We start from the raw sequence: 19,093 nt of genomic DNA on the forward strand, positions 1-19,093 counted from the left end.
TTTGATAAGTTCAACACGGAAAAGGATGAGAAGAGCCAGAGAAGTTTCTCCTTATTGTTTGTACTTATGAGGTGATAATAAGTTCATAGTTCAAAACTCTAAATTCGAGGAGGAAGCCTGTAACATTCCTTACAGTTAAAATAAAAAGAAGATTCAATCATGGCTGTCGCATCCTCCTGGACATCTCGCTTAGGCTTCATTCTCGCCAGCGCCGGTTCTGCCGTAGGCTTGGGAGCAATTTGGAAATTTCCGTACTTAGCCGGAAACAACGGCGGTTCCGTTTTCCTTTTATCGTACTTATTATTTACCTTTACCGTTGGTGTAGCCATGCTCATCAGCGAGTATGTTGTCGGAAGGGCCGGGCGTGCAGGTCCAATCGGCTCCCTCACTAAAGTAGCGGGAAAGGGATGGAAAATTTTCGGAGCGATTGGAGTTCTGACGGCCTTCTTGATTCTGTGCTTTTACTCGTGTGTCGGTGGCTGGTGCATTAAATATTTCATTGACGCATTATTCGGAAACGGATTGGTATCCAATGCTGATGAACTCAATAAAAATTTCGGCAATTTCGTCAGCAACGGCGTAGTCGCCTATCTTTATCAGTTGGTATTCTTAGCTATTAACGCTTGGATAGTATCCAGAGGAGTACAGAAGGGAATTGAACGTTTGGCAAAAGTTTTAATGCCTGTTCTTTTCGTACTCATGTTAATTCTTATTGTCAGAGGATTAACTCTTCCGGGTGCGATACAAGGTCTGGAGTATCTGTTCAAACCTAATTTCTCAGCTTTCACAACTGAAGCCGTCTTTAATGCGATGGGCTTCACTTTTTTCTCTCTGTCGCTTGGGGCAGCTGTCATGGTTACCTATGCCGGCTATCTCTCGGAAAAAGTTAACCTGGTCTCTTCGACTGCTTGGATTGCATTTTTAGCCATCTTATCTGCAGTCCTGGGCGGCTTAATGGTCATGCCTGCAGTGTTCGCTTTCAATCTCAGCCCCACAGCGGGTCCCGGACTGACATTTGTCACGATGCCTGCCATCTTTTCCCAGATGCCTTTCGGTGCATTCTTTGCAGCCTTGTTTTATTTCTGCTTGGTAGTAGCTGCAATTACCAGCTCTATCTCAATGTTGGAAGCCGTAGTGGCCGCCGTTCTAACCTCCAGAGGAACTGACAACCGCTCAATTATTACTTGGATTATTACCGCTGCCGCTGCCCTCATCGGACTTTTCTGCACATTAAGTTTCGGATCTCTGGCTGACTTTAAGATCTTCGGCAAGAACGTTTTCGATCTCCTCGATTTCCTGACAAGCAACGTCGGCATGCCGATTTCTGAGATTGGCTTCAGTCTCGTTGCCGCTTGGATTGCTTGGGAAGTCACTGCTAAACAGCTTGCGAGTGTCAAACCTGTAAACAAGACACTTCTCTGGGTTATCAGGATTGGCATCGGTGTTTTAGCGCCGCTGCTCATCATCACAGTAGTCCTCACCGGCATCTTCTGATATCTTTCCATCAAGTTCCTTCTTGCGTTCTTCATCGATAACCGCTGAAGGAACTTTTTATTATTCAAAATCAAATTATTTAAATAATCTAGTTTTAAATAATTTGAAACTAAATTATTTAGCTGTCAAAAGGTTTAACCTGTCTTCCATAAGCTTGACTCAATCGGCTACACGCTCCTTAATCGAAAAAGGAATCTTGAGAAAAACGGATAGAGGTTTATCGATTTATGACTTCCTTTTTAATGCCTGGATCAAAAAACACTACGTTTAAACAAAACCAACTTACGGCCTCTTAATTGCGATTCATGCGAGTTGTCTGCAGGCTGTCTGTATGTTTTCCAGAGTGCACGATGCCGCTACGTCGTAAAAAATGTCGGAAATAGTAAAATCTAGCCAACCCAAGGAGTTTTTATGAAAGCCCAAACCTTATACGACAAAATAATTGAGCTTCACACTATTGAGAACTTAACAGCCGACGGCACCCGTCTTTTATGCCTACGAATTAAAAAAGGGCCTGTGAGGCCCCGTCAGCTCTAGTTTCTCTTTTTCTTAATTTTCTAAACTTATTGTAGTAGAAGAGAATAAATCTTTGACAGAAGTGTAGAGTCGCATTTTCTTCCTCAAAGCGCTTGGGTCTTCGTAAGTATTTGGAGGCGTCAAGCCAACTAGATTCATAATGTTTCGTACTGTAGAGTCAAAGCCAGCGGTGCCGTAAAACTCAATCCCGGAGGTTGGATTAATCAATGATATCGTGGCTCGGTTCAGTCCTCTGATAATTCCATCGGTCGTGGCCGGAGTATTATTTGCCCGAAGTTTATATTCCAAATAACGATGGACGCATAAAGCTAAAAAGCAGATTAGGAAGTGTCCGCGCACATGATCCGGCAGCCGTAAATATACTGGTCTTGCCTCAAAAGTACTTTTTAAATGGCGGAAACTATCTTCAATTCTCCATAAGTTTTTATAGATTCTTACCACTTCTGAAGCAGGTGAACTCAATGATGTTTCGATAACATGAATTCCATCAAATTGCTCCTGTGCTGCAATTAGTGATTCATTTATTCTTGCAGTCTCCAAATCCATATCTAAGAGAATAAAACTTCTTCCTCCTCTTTTGAATGAGGTCTTGATCTTAGAAGGTTTTCCAACTAGCTCCTGAGCTTTCTTGATTAACCTTTCTCGGTCTTTTCTGTCTTTTCTGGCTCTGGCCTCGGTCCAGGTAACGATGAGTCTGCGTTTTAATTGGCTTTTTACGTATTTCCCAGATTTCGTTTTTGTATGGTTTAAGTTTTTCTCAAGTTGCTTTTCTTTCTCTTTGTCACCGTCTTCAAAGACGTATTCCGGCGACTCGTAGCTGATAGGACCGTTCAATTGAATTTCTTTGTACCAGCCGAAGTCTAAGATTTCCCCGTCTTCGGAGACTTTCTGTATTGGAACTCTGCCTTCCTCAGAGAGAACTTCTCTTTGTATATCGCTGCTTGCGCCTCTTATCTTGGAGGCTAGAACGTAGTTATCTCCGAGTTTTATCAGAGCGTCGATATTAGCTTGGCTGTTCAGACCTCTATCGGCAACTACCGTGAAGCTTTTAACATTAAATTTCTTCTTTAGTTCACTAACAAAGGGCACCATAGTAGCCCCCTCAGCCTGATTGCCTCTGTAGAGACCATAGTCGAGGGGCAAGCCTTGTTTGTCCGTAGCTAATCCCATAACTACTTGGACTTCATTAAATTTCTTGTCCTTGGAATAGCCAAAATCTCTTAGCGCATCTTGATCGGTACTCTCAAAGGCATATGTAGTTATGTCATAAAGACAAATCGAAGTATCCCTGTCGGGAACCAGCTTGCTGATTTGACGATTCCAGTATCGGATGATGTCGCTTTTATTCGCACAGAGTACATCCAGAGCTTTGTAGATTTGATTTAGATTATCAAACTCCATGCCAAGATAACGCTCGGGTCCTTCGATTGAGGAACGTCTCTTGGAGGACGGGGCAAGAATTCTGAGCAAAATTAGTTCCTTGGCAATTTCTGCTAAGTCATACTTGAAAGAGCCTTTCGTTGCAATGTAATCGAACTTAGCATCCAATTTAAGTTCATCATAGAGGCGGCGCAAGATAAGATAGCCGGCACTACGAGTACAAAAAACGGCACTAGGATCCAAAGTTTGTCGTTGAAGAAGCTCGGATAAATCTTTAGAAAGTAACTCAAGAGAAGTGGGAGTGGAAAGCAGTTTCCTACCCTCACAGTTGAGGTTCATCCGGTCAACCTCTTCTTGGATCTTTTGTAGTGCCGCAGGGTCTTTAGCTAAGAGGTCTTTTTTCTTTCCAAAGCGTTTAATGATTTCTCGAACGGGATGTTTGACACCTGGCTTTCGAATAGAACACTCGATATAAACACTAGAACTGTCTTTGTTAGAACTAAACCCCAACCTATAACGCATAGGACCCCCAAGATTTATCATTAAGCTAATTATACTACAGTTAATACATATTATTAGAAAATAAATTTAGGCAAAAATAAAGAACCCATCGGGGTTCAAAACGGATCAGACTAAATAAAAAGTATTAAAGACAGGAAAAAGGAATCTTGAGAAAAACGGATAGAGGTTTATCGATTTATGACTTCCTTTTTAATGCCTGGATCAAAAAACACTACGTTTAAACAAAACCAACTTACGGCCTCTTAATTGCGATTCATGCGAGTTGTCTGCAGGCTGTCTGTATGTTTTCCAGAGTGCACGATGCCGCTACGTCGTAAAAAATGTCGGAAATAGTAAAATCTAGCCAACCCAAGGAGTTTTTATGAAAGCCCAAACCTTATACGACAAAATAATTGAGCTTCACACTATTGAGAACTTAACAGCCGACGGCAGGGAGAGACTTGTATACATTGACAGGACGGTAGTCAATGAATATACCAGTCCGCAAGCCTTTTCTCTCTTACGAGAAAACAAACTTCAAGTTTGGCGTCCCTGCGCCACACTCGGCACGGTAGATCACGTTAATTCAAGCGCTCCTGATCGAACCGAATTTCCTTCAGAAAAGAATTCATGTACCCAAGTTAAATATCTTCTGAAAAACGGCGCGGATTTTAATTTTGAAGTCCTCAATAACGGCAACCCAAAGCAAGGCATTGAACATGTCGTCATGGTGGAACGAGGAAAAGTTCTTCCAGGAATGCTTATCGGTGCAGGTGACAGCCATACCGCCATGTACGGCGCTCTCGGAGCAGTTGCATATGGAATCGGGACTTCTGATATTTATCATTACCTCGCAACCTCCACACTTCGCTATAAAAAGCTTAAGAATATGAGGGTCTGCGTTACCGGTCAAAGAGGCGCAGGAGTTTCTGCTAAAGACATTATTCTTTTCATTGTCAAAAAACTCGGCGCGGGCGGATGTACAGGTCACTGCGTTGAATTCTGCGGTCCGGTCATCAGCGAATTAACGGCAGAAGAAAGACTAACTCTATGCAATATGGCGGTCGAATGCGCAGCTCGTTCTTCAGTCATCGCACCGGATAAAAAAGTATTCGAATATCTAAAAGGCAAAGAATGCAGTCCTACCGGCGAACTTTGGGACGAAGCTGTCAGCTTTTGGAGAACTTTAAAATCGGATTCCGACGCCGCTTTTGATAAAGAAGAAACTATTGACATCACAGGCCTCGAACCTTCTGTTACTTGGGGCACTAGTCCTGATCAGAATTGTTTTATTTCAGAGACTATTCCAAATCCGGAAGAAATCGAAGATCCTAAAGTTCGCGCAGACTTCAAGAGAGCCCTCTCGTACATGGGGCTGAAAGCCGGACAAAAAGTTAAAGGCTTACCGATTACTCATGCTTTCATTGGTTCCTGCACAAATTCAAGAATTGAAGATCTTCGAGCTGCTGCCGCTGTACTAAAAGGCAAGAAGCGTGCCCCAGGCGTCTGGGCAATGGTGGTACCGGGAAGCACTCAAGTACGTGCTCAAGCTGAACGGGAAGGAATTGACAAAATTTTCAAAGCTGCCGGCTGGGAATGGAGAAACTCCGGCTGCTCTCTTTGTTTAGCAATGAACGGAGACATTCTCGACGCACAAGATCGCTGTATCTCGGCTACCAACCGCAACTTCGAGGGACGACAGGGAGTTCAAACCAGGACTCACTTAGCCAGTCCTCAGATGGTCGCTCTCGCTAGTGTTAAAGGTTTTATTGCCGATATTCGGGAGGAGTAGTTATATGTCTCAATTCACAAAACTGACAGCTGTCGCTGCACCGATGCCGGCATCCAACATTGATACTGACATCATCATGCCCAAAGCCTTCTTAAAAAGAATTGATAAAGAAGGCCTCCTCGACGGACTTTTCCATGACGTCCGCTTAAACAAAGACGGGAACGAAAGAAAAAATTTCGTTCTCAACAAAGAAGAATTTAGAAGTGCTGAGATTCTGGTAACGGGTCCTAATTTCGGATGCGGTTCTTCTCGTGAACATGCCGTCTGGGGCCTTCAAAAGAGGGGAATTAGGTGTCTCATTGGGTCTTCATTTGCCGGTATTTTCTTTGACAACTGCGCTAATAACGGTATCTTAGCTATCGTTATTGAACCAGACTGTGCTTCCTCTTTGATGCAAGAGCTGTCCACAAACGAATCAAAGAGTATTACCATAGACTTGGAGGCGCAGACTATAAAAACGCCTTCAGGAACCGTCATTGCTTTCGACATTGAACCTTCAAGGAAAGAAAAGCTGCTTAAAGGCTTGGATCCTGTGGGTTTGACGCTGAAATCTAAAGACAAAATAAAAAAATTTGAAGAAAAATACTTTAAGCAATTCCCTTGGCTTGCTTGATAAAGAATAACTCTCTCGCATCATTTAGTGTTGAGGTTTGAATGAACTGGAAGATTTCGCTAGGAATTCTGACAACTTGTACGATTCTCATGTCAATGAGCTATACCATGCTCATTCCTTTCCTACCCATGTATCTCATTCAAGATTTGGGAGTAGCCAAAGCCGACGTAGACATGTGGTCCGGCCTTATCTTTTCGATTACCTTTCTTATCAGCGGCATCATGGCTCCGATTTGGGGTGCTCTTGCTGATAAAAAGAGCAGAAAGTTAATGGCTTTGCGCGCGGGGTTCTGTTTAGCGATAACTTATTTCCTCGGCGGCATTGTTACCAATCCTTGGGAACTATTCGGCGTTCGATTCATCCAAGGTCTTTCCGCCGGCTTATGGCCTGCTCTTCTAGCTATTATCTCGGCGAGCTCACCAAAACTGAAACTTGGGTTTTGTTTAGGCGTGATGCAAGGCGGCATGACTGCCGGAGGCGTTCTCGGCCCCCTATTCGGCGGTTTATTGGCTGACCAATTCGGTATGCGCGCCTCTTTCTTTATCGCCGGCGGCGCACTTTTTATTATTTCCTGCGTCATTCTTTTCTATATTAAGGAAGAACCCAGAAAACCAAACCCGAACGCCAAGCCTGTCAAAGTTTGGGACTTCTCTTTGTTAAAGATTCCTGCCGTCAAACGTATGTTAATCTGCGCCGGAATCGTTCAAATGAGTATTCTTCTTACCCAGCCAATCATGCCCTTATACGTTGCGGAACTCCAGGGATCAATGGATAAAATTGTTCTGGTTTCCGGAATAGTGTTTTCCATTGTTGGCGTTTCAGGCGTCATTGCCTCTCCTATTTGGGGCATTCTGGGGCAAAACTGGGGCTATCGTCAAGTACTTTACTTAGCTCTCTTTGGCTCAGCAGTTTTCGGCATTGTGCAAGTCATTCCATCCTCGTTAGAGGGATTTACTATTTGGCGTTTCATCGGAGGATTAACCTTCGCAGGCATTTTCCCTGCGATTAATGCCGTTCTCACCATTTCTACATCTCCGGCTGACAAAGGCCGTGTTTTCGGGTTATCTTACTTAGCCCAGCAGATCGGTTCAGTGATGGGACCAATTTTCGGCGGTATGCTCGCCGCGGCTTTCTCCTACAAGATTATTATCGGGGCCTCCGGTGCTATTCTTCTGCCGTTAGTGTTTTATCTCTGGATTAATCGTCCGAAAGAGAAAGTCATGGCAACCGGCACACCTCTGGAAAAAGACCACTAAACTCAATTTTTACGAAAGAACATTATGAAATTCAGTCAGATGCTTAGCTCCTGTTGGGAGAAAAATGATTCCTTACTGTGCATCGGTTTGGATCCGACACCGGCAAGATTTCCGGAAAAGTTTAAAACTTCCTCTCGCCCGATCTTCGATTTCTGCGCTGAAATCATAGATGCAACAGCAGATTTGGTTTGCGCTTTTAAACCCCAAATTGCCTACTTCTCTTCTTCGAGCGCCGAACAGGAACTCATTGACATTATTGACTGGATCCACACTAACCACCCCGGCATCCCTGTCATTCTCGACGCAAAAAGAGGAGATATCGGGAGCACGGCAGCTCATTACGCTAAAGAAGTTTTTGAACGCTTTAAGGCCGACTGCGTTACTCTGTCTCCGTACATGGGCAAAGACTCCGTTGAGCCTTATCTTGAATACGTTGAAAAGGGCGAATTTGTTCTTTGCCGAACCAGCAACAAAGGCGGCGATGACTTCCAGATGCTTGATATCGGAGGAGTACCTCTCTACATCAAGGTTGCTGAGAAAGTCGCTGAATGGGATATAAATGGTCAGATGGGTTTAGTCATCGGTGCCACTTATCCTGAAGAATTGAAAAAAGCCCGTGCAACCGTTCCCGAGCTCACATTCTTGGTTCCCGGCATCGGAGCCCAAGGCGGCGACATTAACGCAGCTGTAAAAGCCGGGATGAATAAGGATAAGACAGGTTTAGTCATCAACTCCAGCCGTGCCATCCTCTACGCTTCAAAAGAAGCGGATTTTGCCGAAAAAGCCAGAGCTGAAGCACTGAGGACAAGGGACGCAATCAATAAAGCACGCGGTTAAACTTCCCGCGTCACAGTCTCTCTAGGAGGCTCCCAGTAGGGACGGACTATATCTTCTTTCTGAGAAAAGAATTTCTTCAGTCTGTCCCGGAACCACTCCATAAAGATCCGATGACGCCGCACTCTCCAGTGAGAAGTCGACGTTATGATAAAACATTCATGAGGCGGGTTGACCCAACCGGGAAGGATGGGAATTAGCTTTCCCGCGGCAATTTCTTCCGCACAATGGATTAACGGCAGATCGACGGCAAGACCCATTCCATCAAGTACGGACTTTCTGATTGCCAGGATATTGGCAACTTTCATAATGTTACCGCAGACCACTTCTTCTTCGACTCCGTTTTTAACGAGAACCTTCGTTGGGTTTCTAACGGTTCCCGAATAGAGCAAAACACGGTGATTTACCAAATCTCTCGGATGCAGCGGCATGCCGTACTTTTTGATATATTCCGGTGAGGCAACCGGGACGTAGACGTTTCTTCCGCGGGAGAAACTAACGATTCTCGCATCCTTGGGCTTGTAGGTGACCACCGCAATATCAGAACGGTATTGAAGAATATCTTGGATTGCTCCGCCCCCTCCGACTTCAAAACTGATATCCGGATACATCACGTTGAATTCCATCAGCATCGGCATCATAAATCGAGTAACGAACCCAGGGGCTAAGGAAAGACGGATTTTGCCGCTAAGTTGAGAAGAGCCCTGCTGCAAATCTGAAATCATCTCATTGTGCATTTGAAGCAAAGGAACGATATGGCTCCTAGCTCTTTCGCCGACTTGCGTTAACTGCAAAGGCCGAGAATTACGCGAAAAAAGATCCTGACCAAGGGCTTTTTCCAGCCCTCCGATTGAACGCGAAACCGTGGAAACATCAATATCAAAATCGGCGGCAGTATCGGAGAAACTTCCAGTCCTGCAGAGGCTAACGAAAATTCTCCAGGCGTTGAGATCGTTTAACTTAGTCATTGGGATTCCTTTTTCGCAGAGTCTAATTATCTCTTGCAATTTCAACAATAACTTTGTATTTAACGCAAAACCGCCTTGCAGAAATCGCCAGATATGGTGAGAGAAAACCTCAATACCAAAACAAGGGATATTTTATTTAAGCAATTCAAGTTAGAGGTTTATATTTCGGGATCTCACTGATTTTTAAAGGGCTATCCCTATTAGAGAAACCTAGGAGTTTTAAAGCTTCTTCCCTGCCTCCCTCCTTTCTTCCTGATGAAGAGAATTCTGGTTTGCTCCGACATTTTGCATTCTCCGCAAAGTACTTTTGAAGAACTTGCCTAGTCTTTTCTCTGAATCAAAGGTAATATAAAAAAACAAAAATATTCATACTTTCCCACGGAGTTTCTATGGCAGTAAGAGACGAATTCTTTTGGTTAAGCAAGGTTAACCAAGCCACAATAGTTATCAACAGCAAGCTCGGCCTTCTTCCTAAGCCAATCGCAATTGAAGCAGCCAGAGCTCTCAGAGAAGTTATCGCCGACGGCGAAAAAGATCCCGCTCTTCGTCCTAAGACTTACATCACCTTTGAGCCAAAGATGATTGCAAAAAGCGGACCTGAAATCACGATCATGCATGCAGGCAGATCCAGCCAAGACATTCATGCTACCTACCGAGCAGCCACTCTTCGTGAAAAGGCCCTTGAAGTTGCCGACGGTCTTCTTACCGTCATGAAAACAATCGAAAAACTGGCTATAAAACACAGAGGTGTTGTATTGCCCAACTACACCAACGGTGTTGCCGCTCAGCCTAACGCCTACAGCCATTACTTAATCGCTTTCTTGTACGGATTCCTGAGAGATTTCGCTCGTTTGGAAGAATTCTACGGAAGACTCAATGTCTGCCCGATGGGTTCAACCGTATTAAACGGTACTTGCTGGCCTCTGGACAGAAGAGAAATGGCCAAAAGACTTGGCTTCTCCGGCATTGCCTACAATGCTTTTGATGCCACGCAGGTTGCTCAGTCCGATTTGCCTGTTGAATTCTCTTCCATCGTTACCGCTATCGCCATCCATATCACTTCTTTCCTGACTGACTTGATGGTGCAGTACGCCCAACCTCGTCCATGGATCCTTTTACAGGAGGGCGGAGACAATACCTACGTTTCTTCCGCAATGCCTCAGAAACGCAATCCCGGCTTGGTCAACAACTGCCGCACTGAAGCCAGCGAAGTTATCGGCCAAGCACAAGGTGTGGTATTCCGCGCTCACAACCTTGAAACCGGCATGCTGGATCCGAAAAAACAAGAACTCCATGCTGCTTTAGGCAATCGTGCCGTCAATATGCTCAAGCTGTTCAACAAGGTCCTCAATGCCCTTGTCGTTGATAAAGAACGTGCTCTGGAAGAACTTAATAACGACTGGACCGCGAGCCAGGAAGTCGCTGACGTCTTAATGCACGAATTCGGACTTCCGTTCCGCGTAGGCCACCACGTTGCCAGCCAGATGGTTAGCTTCGCCCGTGCCAACAAGATTCTTCCTCTGGACTTCCCTTATGAAGAGATGAAGAGAATCTACAAAGAAGTCATTGAAAAAGAATATCCGTCTGCCAGTTCAGAACTTCCGATGTCTCTGGAAAGATTTAAGGCTGCCTTGGATCCTGTTGCCATCATCAACAACCGCAAAACCGAAGGCGGTCCTCAACCGGCTGAAATTGAGAAGATGCTTCAGGATGTCAAAGATAAAAACGAAAAACGCACACAATGGCTTGAAAAACAAGTCACTCAAATTAATCAATCCCTTCAAAACCTCGAATCTGAATTTAATCAAATAGGAGAATAACCATGTTAATGCTTATGCCATGGTTTGCTTTAATTGTCACGATTATTACCGGGTGGCTCATTATCAAGCGCTACCCAACAGCAATGGTCTTATTGTTTGCCGGTTTAGCAATGTTTGTTTTCGCTGTTCTTTGCGGCGTTAACGGCTTTCTTCCAAAAGGCGTCAAACCATCTGGCTTCATCTGGTTTGACATCTTTGATTTACTAAGAACAATTGCCACCAAACAAGCTTCAGGCATCGGCTTCCTGATTATGGTCGCCGGCGGCTTCGCAGCTTATATGGATAAGATCGGTGCTGCCAGAGCTTTGGTTAATGTCTGCATTAAGCCCTTAAAAGCTCTTTCTTCTCCATATCTCGTTTTAGTTCTCGGCTACTTCATCGGCCAGACTTTGGTCCTCGTTATACCGAGCGCGGCAGGCCTTGCAATGCTGCTCTTAGTGGCTCTTTTCCCGATTCTTCTCGGTGTAGGCGTCTCTCCTGCAGCAGCGGCCTCTGTCATCGGTACAACAGCAGGCATGGTTCTCGGGCCAGCCGGCGGAACTGCAAACCTTGCCGCTAAAACAGCCGGCTTAGATCCGATTATCTACTTTGTAGAATGCCAGCTTCCGGTTGCTATTCCAACATTGGTTGTTGTCGGCATTGCCCACTATATTGTTCAAAAGTACTACGATAAGAAAAATGACGACGTCTACACTCAGGCCATTCTTACTCAAAAAGAAGATGTTCGCGATGTTCCCAACTGGTATGCCATTCTTCCATGCCTTCCAATCGCTTTGATGATCATCTTCAGCAAACTGGTTTATTCTGCAATCAAACTCAATACCATTTCTGCTCTCCTTTTGGTTTGGATTCTTACCGTCATCATTGAATTAATAAGAAGAAGACAACCTAAGGAAGTATTGAAAGACGGCCAGTTTATCTTCAAATCTATGGGCGGAATGTTTGCATCCATCGTTGCCTTAATTATCTGTGCCGAGTTCTTTGCCAACGGTCTTAAAGTTACCGGACTTATCGACGCCCTCATTTCTCACGCTCAGCATTTGGGTCTTGGTTTGAACGGCATGACCATTGTTCTTACAGGCGTCGTCGGTCTCGTCACATTCCTCACCGGTTCCGGTGTAGGCGCCTTCTCCAGCTTTGCAGCATTGGCTCCTGACGTTGCAGGCGGTTTAGGCGGAACAGCCGCGGCTTTCGTTACTCCGATGCAGTTTGCTTCCGGCATGCTTCGTGCCATGTCTCCGGTTGCCGGCGTGATCATTGCCGTAGCCGGTGCAGCTGGTGTCTCCCCAATGGCAATCGTCAGAAGAAACTGGATCCCGATGATGGCCGGTATGATTTCCGTCATCATCTGCAACTATATCTTCTTGGGATAACAATTGTTTCCTAGGACGCAAAAACCGCCAAAAGGCGGTTTTTGCTTGTCAACATAATTTGAATATTAGACGCCAGTAGGACTAGTCCAATTTGGTTCCTGCAGAGGCATCTTTGGGCTCTTCAAGGCCGACTCCGGGAAATCCAATCTTTCGGGCAACTTCTTTTCTTTGGCAATGGCCAAATGAAGAACGCTCAGAGCAATAGAGGGCCAAATGTCAAACACCCATTGAGGAGGCTCAGCCTGAAGTTTAGCTTCATAGTCCTTAACGGCAGACTTTACGCCTTTCTTCGTATTGTCTGATTCATAGCCCATCTGATGCATAAAAGCCAAAACCAAAGCGTCAAAATCCGCATTGGGATCTTGTGAGGGCGGCACTTTAAACGTCAAAATAGTCTCCTTTTTTTCTGTTAAAGCTAAATAGATAGTTCTTAGCTTACAGACTCATCCAGTTATTGCTGCGCACTCGGGGCATTTTGAGCAGAAGAAGCTCCTTGCTGGAACTGGCCCGGTTGGACGGGGATCAAGACTTCTTCCTGGGGAAGCGGCTGCGGAGCTAGCTGCGCTTGAGGAGACTGTTGTACTTGAGGAGCTTGCTGAACTTGAGGGACTTGCGGGGGCAACTGTTCTTGCGGAGCAGGTTGAGCAGGCTGCTGTTCTACAGATGGAGCCGGCATTACTTCAGGAGGCAATGGTGTCACAGGCTGTGGAACCATTTCGGCTGCCTGTTTCTGAATATCCATAAACGTAGCTAACGAACCAGCGATATAACCCATCCCGACCAGTGCTTCGTCACGGGTTACTTCAACGCCTTCGGCCTTAGCTTTGTTCATTAAAAATTCGGTAGCTCTATCCAACTCTTCCTGAGTGACAGGAAACTTGCCGCTGTTTTGCATAGCAACTAGTTTATTGATGACCACTGCAGCAGGACCAAATTGATTTGCACTTTGAGGTGCCGGAGCTTCAGCTTGAGGAACAGGCGCAGGAATCGGAGCCTGCTCTTGCTGAGCAAAAGCAGAAGAACCAAAAGCTAGAGCTGCTGCGAGAGATACAGCGACTAATTTGAAACCTTTCATTTGTGTCTCCTAAAACACATTCGGATGCGGGTCAATATACTCTTTGGCCTGAAAAACGATCACTTCCAACGGTCGTACGTTTCCCGAATTGGTAGTTATTTTTTAAAGAAAAATCCTAAGAAGCCAGACAGCAAAAGAGTTTCGAGAACTCTGAAATCCATTGATCCAAAAAGTAAGGTTTGTTTCAAAGTTTCTCCTTATGAGAGGTTTCGAAAATTCTTTGAAAAGTTCTGAAAAAGAAGAAAAAGCAAAGTTTTTCCAACCAGGTCAGAATATTTAAATTTTCAAATTGCTTATTTTAGTGGGTATTTCTACTTATTTCTTTAGGGTTGTCCATAATCGACAGAAACAGGAATATTTTTTGTTATTTAACTAACTATACGCATAAGGTTCACTATGATTACTATCCAAGATGTATTAAGCCCGCGTACAGAATCTAAATGCTCCCGCCTTAGAGGAGCCAAGGTTGGTTCAACTATCTGCCAATACTGTGCAGTCGGTTGTTCTCAGCTGGCCTTCTTCCAAGGCAACACGCTGGTAGACATTGAAGGAGATCCCCGAAGTCAGGTAAACCAAGGCAGACTCTGTCCTAAAGGCGGTTCAACTTATGCTCTCGTAGACAACCCCTATCGTATTACCAAGCCGATGTACCGCGCTCCGGGATCCGACAAATGGCAGGAAGTCACCCTTGATTGGATTCTTGATGAAGTTGCTAAAAGGATTTGGGACAGTAGAGCTAAAGGCTTTATTGAAAAAGACGAAACCGGACTGACCGTCAACCAAGTTCCGAATATCGGCTTTATCGGCGGTTCGGCAAACGATAACGAGGAATGCTATTTATTCCGTAAGCTGTTTACCGGCGGTTTGGGCCTAATGCCGGTCGAAAACTCCGCTCGTTACTGCCACTCTACTACTGTTGCGGCTTTGTCGCCTACTTTCGGTTTCGGAGCATGCACTAATCCACCGAGAGATTTGCTAAATAGTGACTGTATCGTCATCATGGGCTCCAATATGGCAGAAGCTCACCCGGTAGCCTTTTACTGGCCGATGCAGGCTAAAAAGAAAGGTGCGGTTACCATCCATATTGATCCTCGCTATACGCGAACAAGCGCATCCTGCGACCATCACGTTCATATCCGTCCTGCCACTGACATTGCCTTCATTTCTGCAATTATTAAGTACATCCTGGACAACGATTTATGGTTCCATGAATACGTTTTAAATTATACGAACGCTGCGACCTTAATTAATCCGGGATTTAATTTTGACCAGATCACCGGTATGTTTAACGGCTGGAATCCTGAAACCAACTCTTATTCTCTGGAACCTGATTCGTGGGATTATCAATACGAAATCAATTCTGACGGAACGAAAGGAAAGCCAAAAACCGATCCAACGCTTCAAGATCCGAACTGCGTATTCCAGCTGCTGAAGAAACAAGTCGAGAAATACACACCGGAAGCCGCAGCAGATACATGCGGATGCCGACCTGCAGATATTATCAAAGTTGCAGAATTAATGGCCCGAAATTCCGGAAGAGATAAGACAACGGCTTTCTGCTATGCCACAGGCTTCACTCAACACAGTGACGGCACCCAGATTATTCGCTCAGTAGCCATTCTTCAACTTTTGCTTGGAAATATCGGGCGACCGGGAGGCGGCATTCTTGCCCTGCGCGGTCACTCGAACGTGCAAGGCGCTACAGATATCCCGACCCTTTTCGCAGCACTTCCGAACTATATTCCTATGCCGGAAGCAAAGCCGGGGAATGCCACCCTTAAAGATTATCTAGCAAACGGCCATGCTTTCTGCGATGCACGCGATAAATCCAAGGGTATGTGGAAATTGGAAACTGAAAGAGGATCTTGGGCCGCTCTGCCTAACTACATGATCAGTCTTCTAAAAGCTTGGTACGGAGACGGTGCAACCAAAGAAAATGAGTACGGCTACCAGCATCTTCCGAAACTCCCCGGAGATGAGTCATTAACAATCACAATGCAGCGCGCCCTTGAAGGAAAAGTCGACGGCTTGATTGTTTTTGGTCAGAACATTGCCGTGACCAACCCGAATACGGGCTGGAGCCGCGATGCGATAAGAAATTTGAAATGGCTGGTCGTCTGCGATATGTTCGAAAACGAGACAGCTTCCGTTTGGTATGCGGATCCTGATGCTCCTGATCCATCAAAGTGCAAAACAGAGGTCTTCCTCTTACCGACCAATGCTCTGATTGAAAAAGACGGCTCTGCCAACAATACAGAACGTCTGATGCAGTGGCACGACAGGGTTAAAGAAGCTCCAGGAGACAGCCGCTCCGATGCTTGGTGGATTTACCAGCTTGGTCTTCGTTTTAAGAAAATGGCAGAAAAGTCAATGCTGCCTCGCGATGAAGGAATGAGAGCACTGACCTGGAATTACGGTGTTGCCCCGAATACAGTTAACGTCATGGGACTTCCTGCCGTCGAAGGCGATGCAGATATTGATGCTGTAGCTCTGGAAATGAACGGCGTCAATTTGGAAACCAATCTGCCGATTCAATCAAGTGCAGAACTGAAATCTGACGGTACTACCATTTGCGGATGCCGTTTGCTAGCCGGCTTTATCAATAAGGAAGGCAACAACCTGATGAAGAGGAGAGAGCCGGGAGAAGTTGATCATGAACTTGATCTGACCTACCGTGTGTCTTGGCCTACAAATACTCGAATTCTTTATAACCGCTGTTCAGCGGATCCGAAAGGAAAACCCTGGTCAGAAAATAAGAAACTAATCTGGTGGGATGAACTTCAAAAGAAGTGGGTTGGCTATGACAAACCCAACTTCGATGAAACCAAAGCCCCCGACTATGTACCTGCGGAAGGAGCCAAAGGCGGAGCTGCGTTATCCGGCACCGAACCATTTACCGTTCATTCTGACGGTAAAGCTTGGCTCTTTGTTCCATATGGAATTAAAGAAGGGCCCTTCCCAGTCTTCTACGAACCAGCTGAATCTCCGTACAAAGACGCTTTCTTCCAGAATAGTAAGACTCCGGGAATTATCACTATGGATAGCGACAAGAACAAGCTCGCTCCTCAGGGTGATCCTATGTTCCCGACTGCTATGACTACCTACCATATGACCGAACATTGGCTGAGCGGCGCAATGACGCGACATGTTCCATGGCTTGTCCAGCTGCAGCCGCAAACCTTTATCGAAATTTCTCCTGAAATGGCAGAAGAAATCGGTATTCAATCCGGCAACTATGTGACAGTTAAAAACCTAAGAAACTCTCTGCAGGTGAGAGCCCTGGTAACACCGCGACTCAGAAGCGGAATCGTCCACGGCAAGCCATCGAGCATTGTGGGTTCTTTTGTTTGCTCCGGCTATAAGGGCAATATGGTCAGCGCCATTACCAATGACTTAAGTCCGGCCATTGAAGCTCCTGACGGCTTGATCCCTGCCTCTAAAGGCTTTGTGGTGAAAGTTGAAAAAGGCGATCCAACTAAAGTTGAAAAACTAATTCCGGAAAAAATTCAATATCCAGAAGCGATGATTGCGCCGATTCCTAATACTCCGTGGGCCTCTCAGCCAGAAGGGAGGAGCTAATCATGAAATTAAAAGAAAGCAATATTTTTAATCTTATCAGCAAGGCCTTCCCTGCCGGTTCTCCCAAGAAGGAAGGAAGATTCGCTCCGATTTACGGCCTCTTCGAACGCCATGAGCCAAAACCTAGACAGACTGAGATGGCATTCTTCACCGATACTTCTATCTGCACGGGCTGCAAATCCTGCGAAGTAGCCTGCAAGCAGTGGAATCAGATAAAGGCACCCACGCCGAAATGGTCCGGAAACAGCTATGACAATACTCAGGATCTGTCTTACTTGAACTGGCGTCACGTCAAATTCATCGAGAGATTCCCGGAAAAAAACGAGGTTAATCATCCGGCTCCGAAGAATATTGACAATTTGTTAGCTGAGAAGAAAATCGGCGAATGGCTCTTTATGTCGGATCAATGCAAGCACTGCCGTCAGTCTCCGTGTCATCAAGCATGTCCGACAGGCGCCATTATGCGCAATGAATTTGGCGGGGTTTATTATCAAACCGATATCTGCATGGGCTGCGGAATGTGTATTGCGGCCTGTCCTTTCGGTGTTCCGGAAATCAATCCGGACACCGGCCACTCCGTCAAGTGCGCTCAGTGTTACGACCGTCTGCGTGATGGTTTAAGACCAGCCTGCGTTACTGCCTGCACCACGGGCGCTATCGATTTCGGACCGCGTGAAGTGATGGTTGAAAAAGCCCGCGCAAGAGTGAAATTCTTACACGAGCACGGCCACCCGGAAGCCAACCTATACGGATGCGATGATTTTGAACATTACAGTTCGTTGAATTCTTTCTATTTACTGATGGACAAGCCATCTGTCTATGGGCTTCCCGAGAATCCGATTACACCGACCGAACATATGCCGATGGACTATCTCAGAGCAGCGGCAACACTGATTCTGTGCAGTGCAGTAGTCGTTGGAACTTTAATGTAAGGGAGAAAAATAATGAAAGAAAAGACTTGGGTTAGCGGTTCATTATCACCTTACCAGCTGCATGACATTACACATCGCCCTGACTGGGAAAATCTCATTGTTTGGGATGCCTATCTCAACAATATGACTTCCGGCTTCATGGTCATCACAGGACTTGCGTGGATGGCAGGACCTGGGTATTTCACTGCACTTTTACCGTGGGCAATTACGGTTGCTCTGGCAATTGTGGTAGTGGATTTGATCCTGCTGATTTTTGACTTAGGAGATCCTTTCCGCTTCACGAACGCTATGCGTGTGATGAGGTTTACTTCTCCTCTTTCGGTCGGCGTATGGGGACTTGCCAGCTATGCGACGTGTGTAGGATTTGCCGTCGGCCTTTACTGGCTGTCCTACATTTCTGCCCATACCACCGACTTCTTGAATCCGTATATCGATATCCTGGATATGCTGACAAGAATGTTTGTGATACTGGCTTTTTTAGGCGCTTTGGTGGTTATCTGCTACAAAGGCGTCGCCTTCAGCTGCACTTCTCAACCGGGAGTTAAAAATGCAAGATGGCTGACAAGCTTCATGGTTGCTGATGCCATGCTGATGGGTTTAGGCGTCTATTCCATCATGGTAGCTATTCTGCAGGCTCCGGAAGCTATCGCCTATTTAATGCTTCCGACACTGATCCTGATTATTGCCAGATGCATTGCCTTCTACTTGCTCAGCTTAGATCTCAACCCGAGAGCCAAACTGACCAACAGCAAGATGGAAAACTTCTGGGTTAAGTTTTCAGTTTATATTCTCGGCGGCGTAATCGCTTTCGGATGCTGCTTCATCGGTCCGTTCGGTGTTACCGTTGCCGGCGTGATTGCGTTAGTGGTAGGCCTTATTGAAAGATATTGGATTATCAGCACTACAAAGAAAATTTAGTTTAATTATTTAGGAAGGTTA

Annotated in this window: 15 protein-coding genes; 11 read left to right on the plus strand and 4 right to left on the minus strand. The window is 45.6% G+C overall.

What is annotated here, in order from left to right; all coding sequences use genetic code 11:
* Nucleotides 1–159: 159 nt before the first annotated feature.
* On the plus strand, nucleotides 160–1,494 hold the full coding sequence (locus ADH67_RS07905) for a sodium-dependent transporter (protein WP_066595173.1): 1,335 nt from the start codon (nucleotides 160–162) through the stop codon (nucleotides 1,492–1,494).
* 411 nt (nucleotides 1,495–1,905) lie between these two features.
* Nucleotides 1,906–2,031 (plus strand): hypothetical protein, encoded by a 126-nt coding sequence (locus ADH67_RS13655; protein WP_269089519.1) that lies wholly within the window; start codon nucleotides 1,906–1,908, stop codon nucleotides 2,029–2,031.
* Between the two features lie 12 nt (nucleotides 2,032–2,043).
* Here ADH67_RS13655 and ADH67_RS07910 read toward each other — a convergent pair whose 3' ends face one another.
* Nucleotides 2,044–3,933 carry an IS1634 family transposase gene (locus ADH67_RS07910; protein ID WP_066591418.1) on the minus strand — a complete coding sequence of 630 codons (1,890 nt, stop codon included), beginning with the start codon at nucleotides 3,931–3,933 and terminating at the stop codon, nucleotides 2,044–2,046.
* Nucleotides 3,934–4,294: 361 nt separating this feature from the next.
* Here ADH67_RS07910 and leuC point away from each other — a divergent pair, with 361 nt between their 5' ends.
* Genes leuC through pyrF form a run of 4 tightly spaced genes read left to right on the plus strand, consistent with a single transcriptional unit; the run spans nucleotide 4,295 to nucleotide 8,410 of the window.
* Nucleotides 4,295–5,704, plus strand: coding sequence for a 3-isopropylmalate dehydratase large subunit (gene leuC, locus ADH67_RS07915; protein ID WP_066595175.1), 1,410 nt, complete (start codon nucleotides 4,295–4,297; stop codon nucleotides 5,702–5,704).
* A gap of 4 nt (nucleotides 5,705–5,708) precedes the next feature.
* Nucleotides 5,709–6,317: a 3-isopropylmalate dehydratase small subunit gene (gene leuD, locus ADH67_RS07920; protein ID WP_066595178.1), complete on the plus strand. Its 609-nt coding sequence runs from the start codon at nucleotides 5,709–5,711 to the stop codon at nucleotides 6,315–6,317.
* A 41-nt stretch (nucleotides 6,318–6,358) separates the two neighbouring features.
* Nucleotides 6,359–7,573, plus strand: a complete 1,215-nt coding sequence (locus tag ADH67_RS07925; RefSeq protein WP_066595179.1) for an MFS transporter — start codon at nucleotides 6,359–6,361, stop codon at nucleotides 7,571–7,573.
* A gap of 24 nt (nucleotides 7,574–7,597) precedes the next feature.
* Nucleotides 7,598–8,410 (plus strand): orotidine-5'-phosphate decarboxylase, encoded by an 813-nt coding sequence (pyrF, locus tag ADH67_RS07930; protein ID WP_066595180.1) that lies wholly within the window; start codon nucleotides 7,598–7,600, stop codon nucleotides 8,408–8,410.
* Here the strand turns inward: pyrF and ADH67_RS07935 are convergent.
* The gene (locus tag ADH67_RS07935) at nucleotides 8,407–9,375 is read right to left on the minus strand and encodes a LysR family transcriptional regulator (protein ID WP_066595182.1); all 969 of its coding nucleotides are present in this window, start codon (nucleotides 9,373–9,375) and stop codon (nucleotides 8,407–8,409) included. The genes pyrF and ADH67_RS07935 overlap by 4 nt on opposite strands.
* 389 nt (nucleotides 9,376–9,764) lie before the next feature.
* Here ADH67_RS07935 and ADH67_RS07940 point away from each other — a divergent pair, with 389 nt between their 5' ends.
* Complete coding sequence (locus tag ADH67_RS07940; RefSeq protein ID WP_066595184.1) at nucleotides 9,765–11,195, plus strand: lyase family protein; 1,431 nt, start codon at nucleotides 9,765–9,767, stop codon at nucleotides 11,193–11,195.
* A gap of 2 nt (nucleotides 11,196–11,197) precedes the next feature.
* Nucleotides 11,198–12,568, plus strand: coding sequence for a C4-dicarboxylate transporter DcuC (dcuC, locus tag ADH67_RS07945; protein WP_066595189.1), 1,371 nt, complete (start codon nucleotides 11,198–11,200; stop codon nucleotides 12,566–12,568).
* A gap of 65 nt (nucleotides 12,569–12,633) precedes the next feature.
* Here dcuC and ADH67_RS07950 read toward each other — a convergent pair whose 3' ends face one another.
* Together ADH67_RS07950 and ADH67_RS07955 are read right to left on the minus strand one after the other, a co-directional pair.
* Nucleotides 12,634–12,957: a hypothetical protein gene (locus ADH67_RS07950; RefSeq protein ID WP_084081571.1), complete on the minus strand. Its 324-nt coding sequence runs from the start codon at nucleotides 12,955–12,957 to the stop codon at nucleotides 12,634–12,636.
* A gap of 62 nt (nucleotides 12,958–13,019) precedes the next feature.
* On the minus strand, nucleotides 13,020–13,643 hold the full coding sequence (locus ADH67_RS07955; RefSeq protein ID WP_066595192.1) for a hypothetical protein: 624 nt from the start codon (nucleotides 13,641–13,643) through the stop codon (nucleotides 13,020–13,022).
* A 396-nt stretch (nucleotides 13,644–14,039) separates the two neighbouring features.
* Here ADH67_RS07955 and fdnG point away from each other — a divergent pair, with 396 nt between their 5' ends.
* Genes fdnG through nrfD form a run of 3 tightly spaced genes read left to right on the plus strand, consistent with a single transcriptional unit; the run spans nucleotide 14,040 to nucleotide 19,072 of the window.
* Nucleotides 14,040–17,222 carry a formate dehydrogenase-N subunit alpha gene (fdnG, locus tag ADH67_RS07960; protein WP_066595194.1) on the plus strand — a complete coding sequence of 1,061 codons (3,183 nt, stop codon included), beginning with the start codon at nucleotides 14,040–14,042 and terminating at the stop codon, nucleotides 17,220–17,222.
* 2 nt (nucleotides 17,223–17,224) lie between these two features.
* Nucleotides 17,225–18,154 (plus strand): 4Fe-4S dicluster domain-containing protein, encoded by a 930-nt coding sequence (locus ADH67_RS07965; protein ID WP_236578422.1) that lies wholly within the window; start codon nucleotides 17,225–17,227, stop codon nucleotides 18,152–18,154.
* A 12-nt stretch (nucleotides 18,155–18,166) separates the two neighbouring features.
* Nucleotides 18,167–19,072, plus strand: a complete 906-nt coding sequence (gene nrfD, locus ADH67_RS07970; protein WP_066595197.1) for an NrfD/PsrC family molybdoenzyme membrane anchor subunit — start codon at nucleotides 18,167–18,169, stop codon at nucleotides 19,070–19,072.
* Nucleotides 19,073–19,093: the final 21 nt, after the last annotated feature.

The sequence above is a fragment of the Turicimonas muris genome (assembly GCF_002221595.1).
In the GTDB taxonomy this organism is placed as follows: Bacteria; Pseudomonadota; Gammaproteobacteria; order Burkholderiales; family Burkholderiaceae_F; genus Turicimonas; species Turicimonas muris.

Excerpts from the sequence above, each read along its gene's own strand:
- ADH67_RS07905 (WP_066595173.1), top strand. The coding sequence starts at position 160 with ATGGCTGTCGCATCCTCCTGGACATCTCGCTTAGGCTTCATTCTCGCC.
- ADH67_RS13655 (WP_269089519.1), top strand. The coding sequence starts at position 1,906 with ATGAAAGCCCAAACCTTATACGACAAAATAATTGAGCTTCACACTATT.
- ADH67_RS07910 (WP_066591418.1), bottom strand. The coding sequence starts at position 3,933 with ATGCGTTATAGGTTGGGGTTTAGTTCTAACAAAGACAGTTCTAGTGTT.
- leuC (WP_066595175.1), top strand. The coding sequence starts at position 4,295 with ATGAAAGCCCAAACCTTATACGACAAAATAATTGAGCTTCACACTATT.
- leuD (WP_066595178.1), top strand. The coding sequence starts at position 5,709 with ATGTCTCAATTCACAAAACTGACAGCTGTCGCTGCACCGATGCCGGCA.
- ADH67_RS07925 (WP_066595179.1), top strand. The coding sequence starts at position 6,359 with ATGAACTGGAAGATTTCGCTAGGAATTCTGACAACTTGTACGATTCTC.
- pyrF (WP_066595180.1), top strand. The coding sequence starts at position 7,598 with ATGAAATTCAGTCAGATGCTTAGCTCCTGTTGGGAGAAAAATGATTCC.
- ADH67_RS07935 (WP_066595182.1), bottom strand. The coding sequence starts at position 9,375 with ATGACTAAGTTAAACGATCTCAACGCCTGGAGAATTTTCGTTAGCCTC.
- ADH67_RS07940 (WP_066595184.1), top strand. The coding sequence starts at position 9,765 with ATGGCAGTAAGAGACGAATTCTTTTGGTTAAGCAAGGTTAACCAAGCC.
- dcuC (WP_066595189.1), top strand. The coding sequence starts at position 11,198 with ATGTTAATGCTTATGCCATGGTTTGCTTTAATTGTCACGATTATTACC.
- ADH67_RS07955 (WP_066595192.1), bottom strand. The coding sequence starts at position 13,643 with ATGAAAGGTTTCAAATTAGTCGCTGTATCTCTCGCAGCAGCTCTAGCT.
- fdnG (WP_066595194.1), top strand. The coding sequence starts at position 14,040 with ATGATTACTATCCAAGATGTATTAAGCCCGCGTACAGAATCTAAATGC.
- ADH67_RS07965 (WP_236578422.1), top strand. The coding sequence starts at position 17,225 with ATGAAATTAAAAGAAAGCAATATTTTTAATCTTATCAGCAAGGCCTTC.
- nrfD (WP_066595197.1), top strand. The coding sequence starts at position 18,167 with ATGAAAGAAAAGACTTGGGTTAGCGGTTCATTATCACCTTACCAGCTG.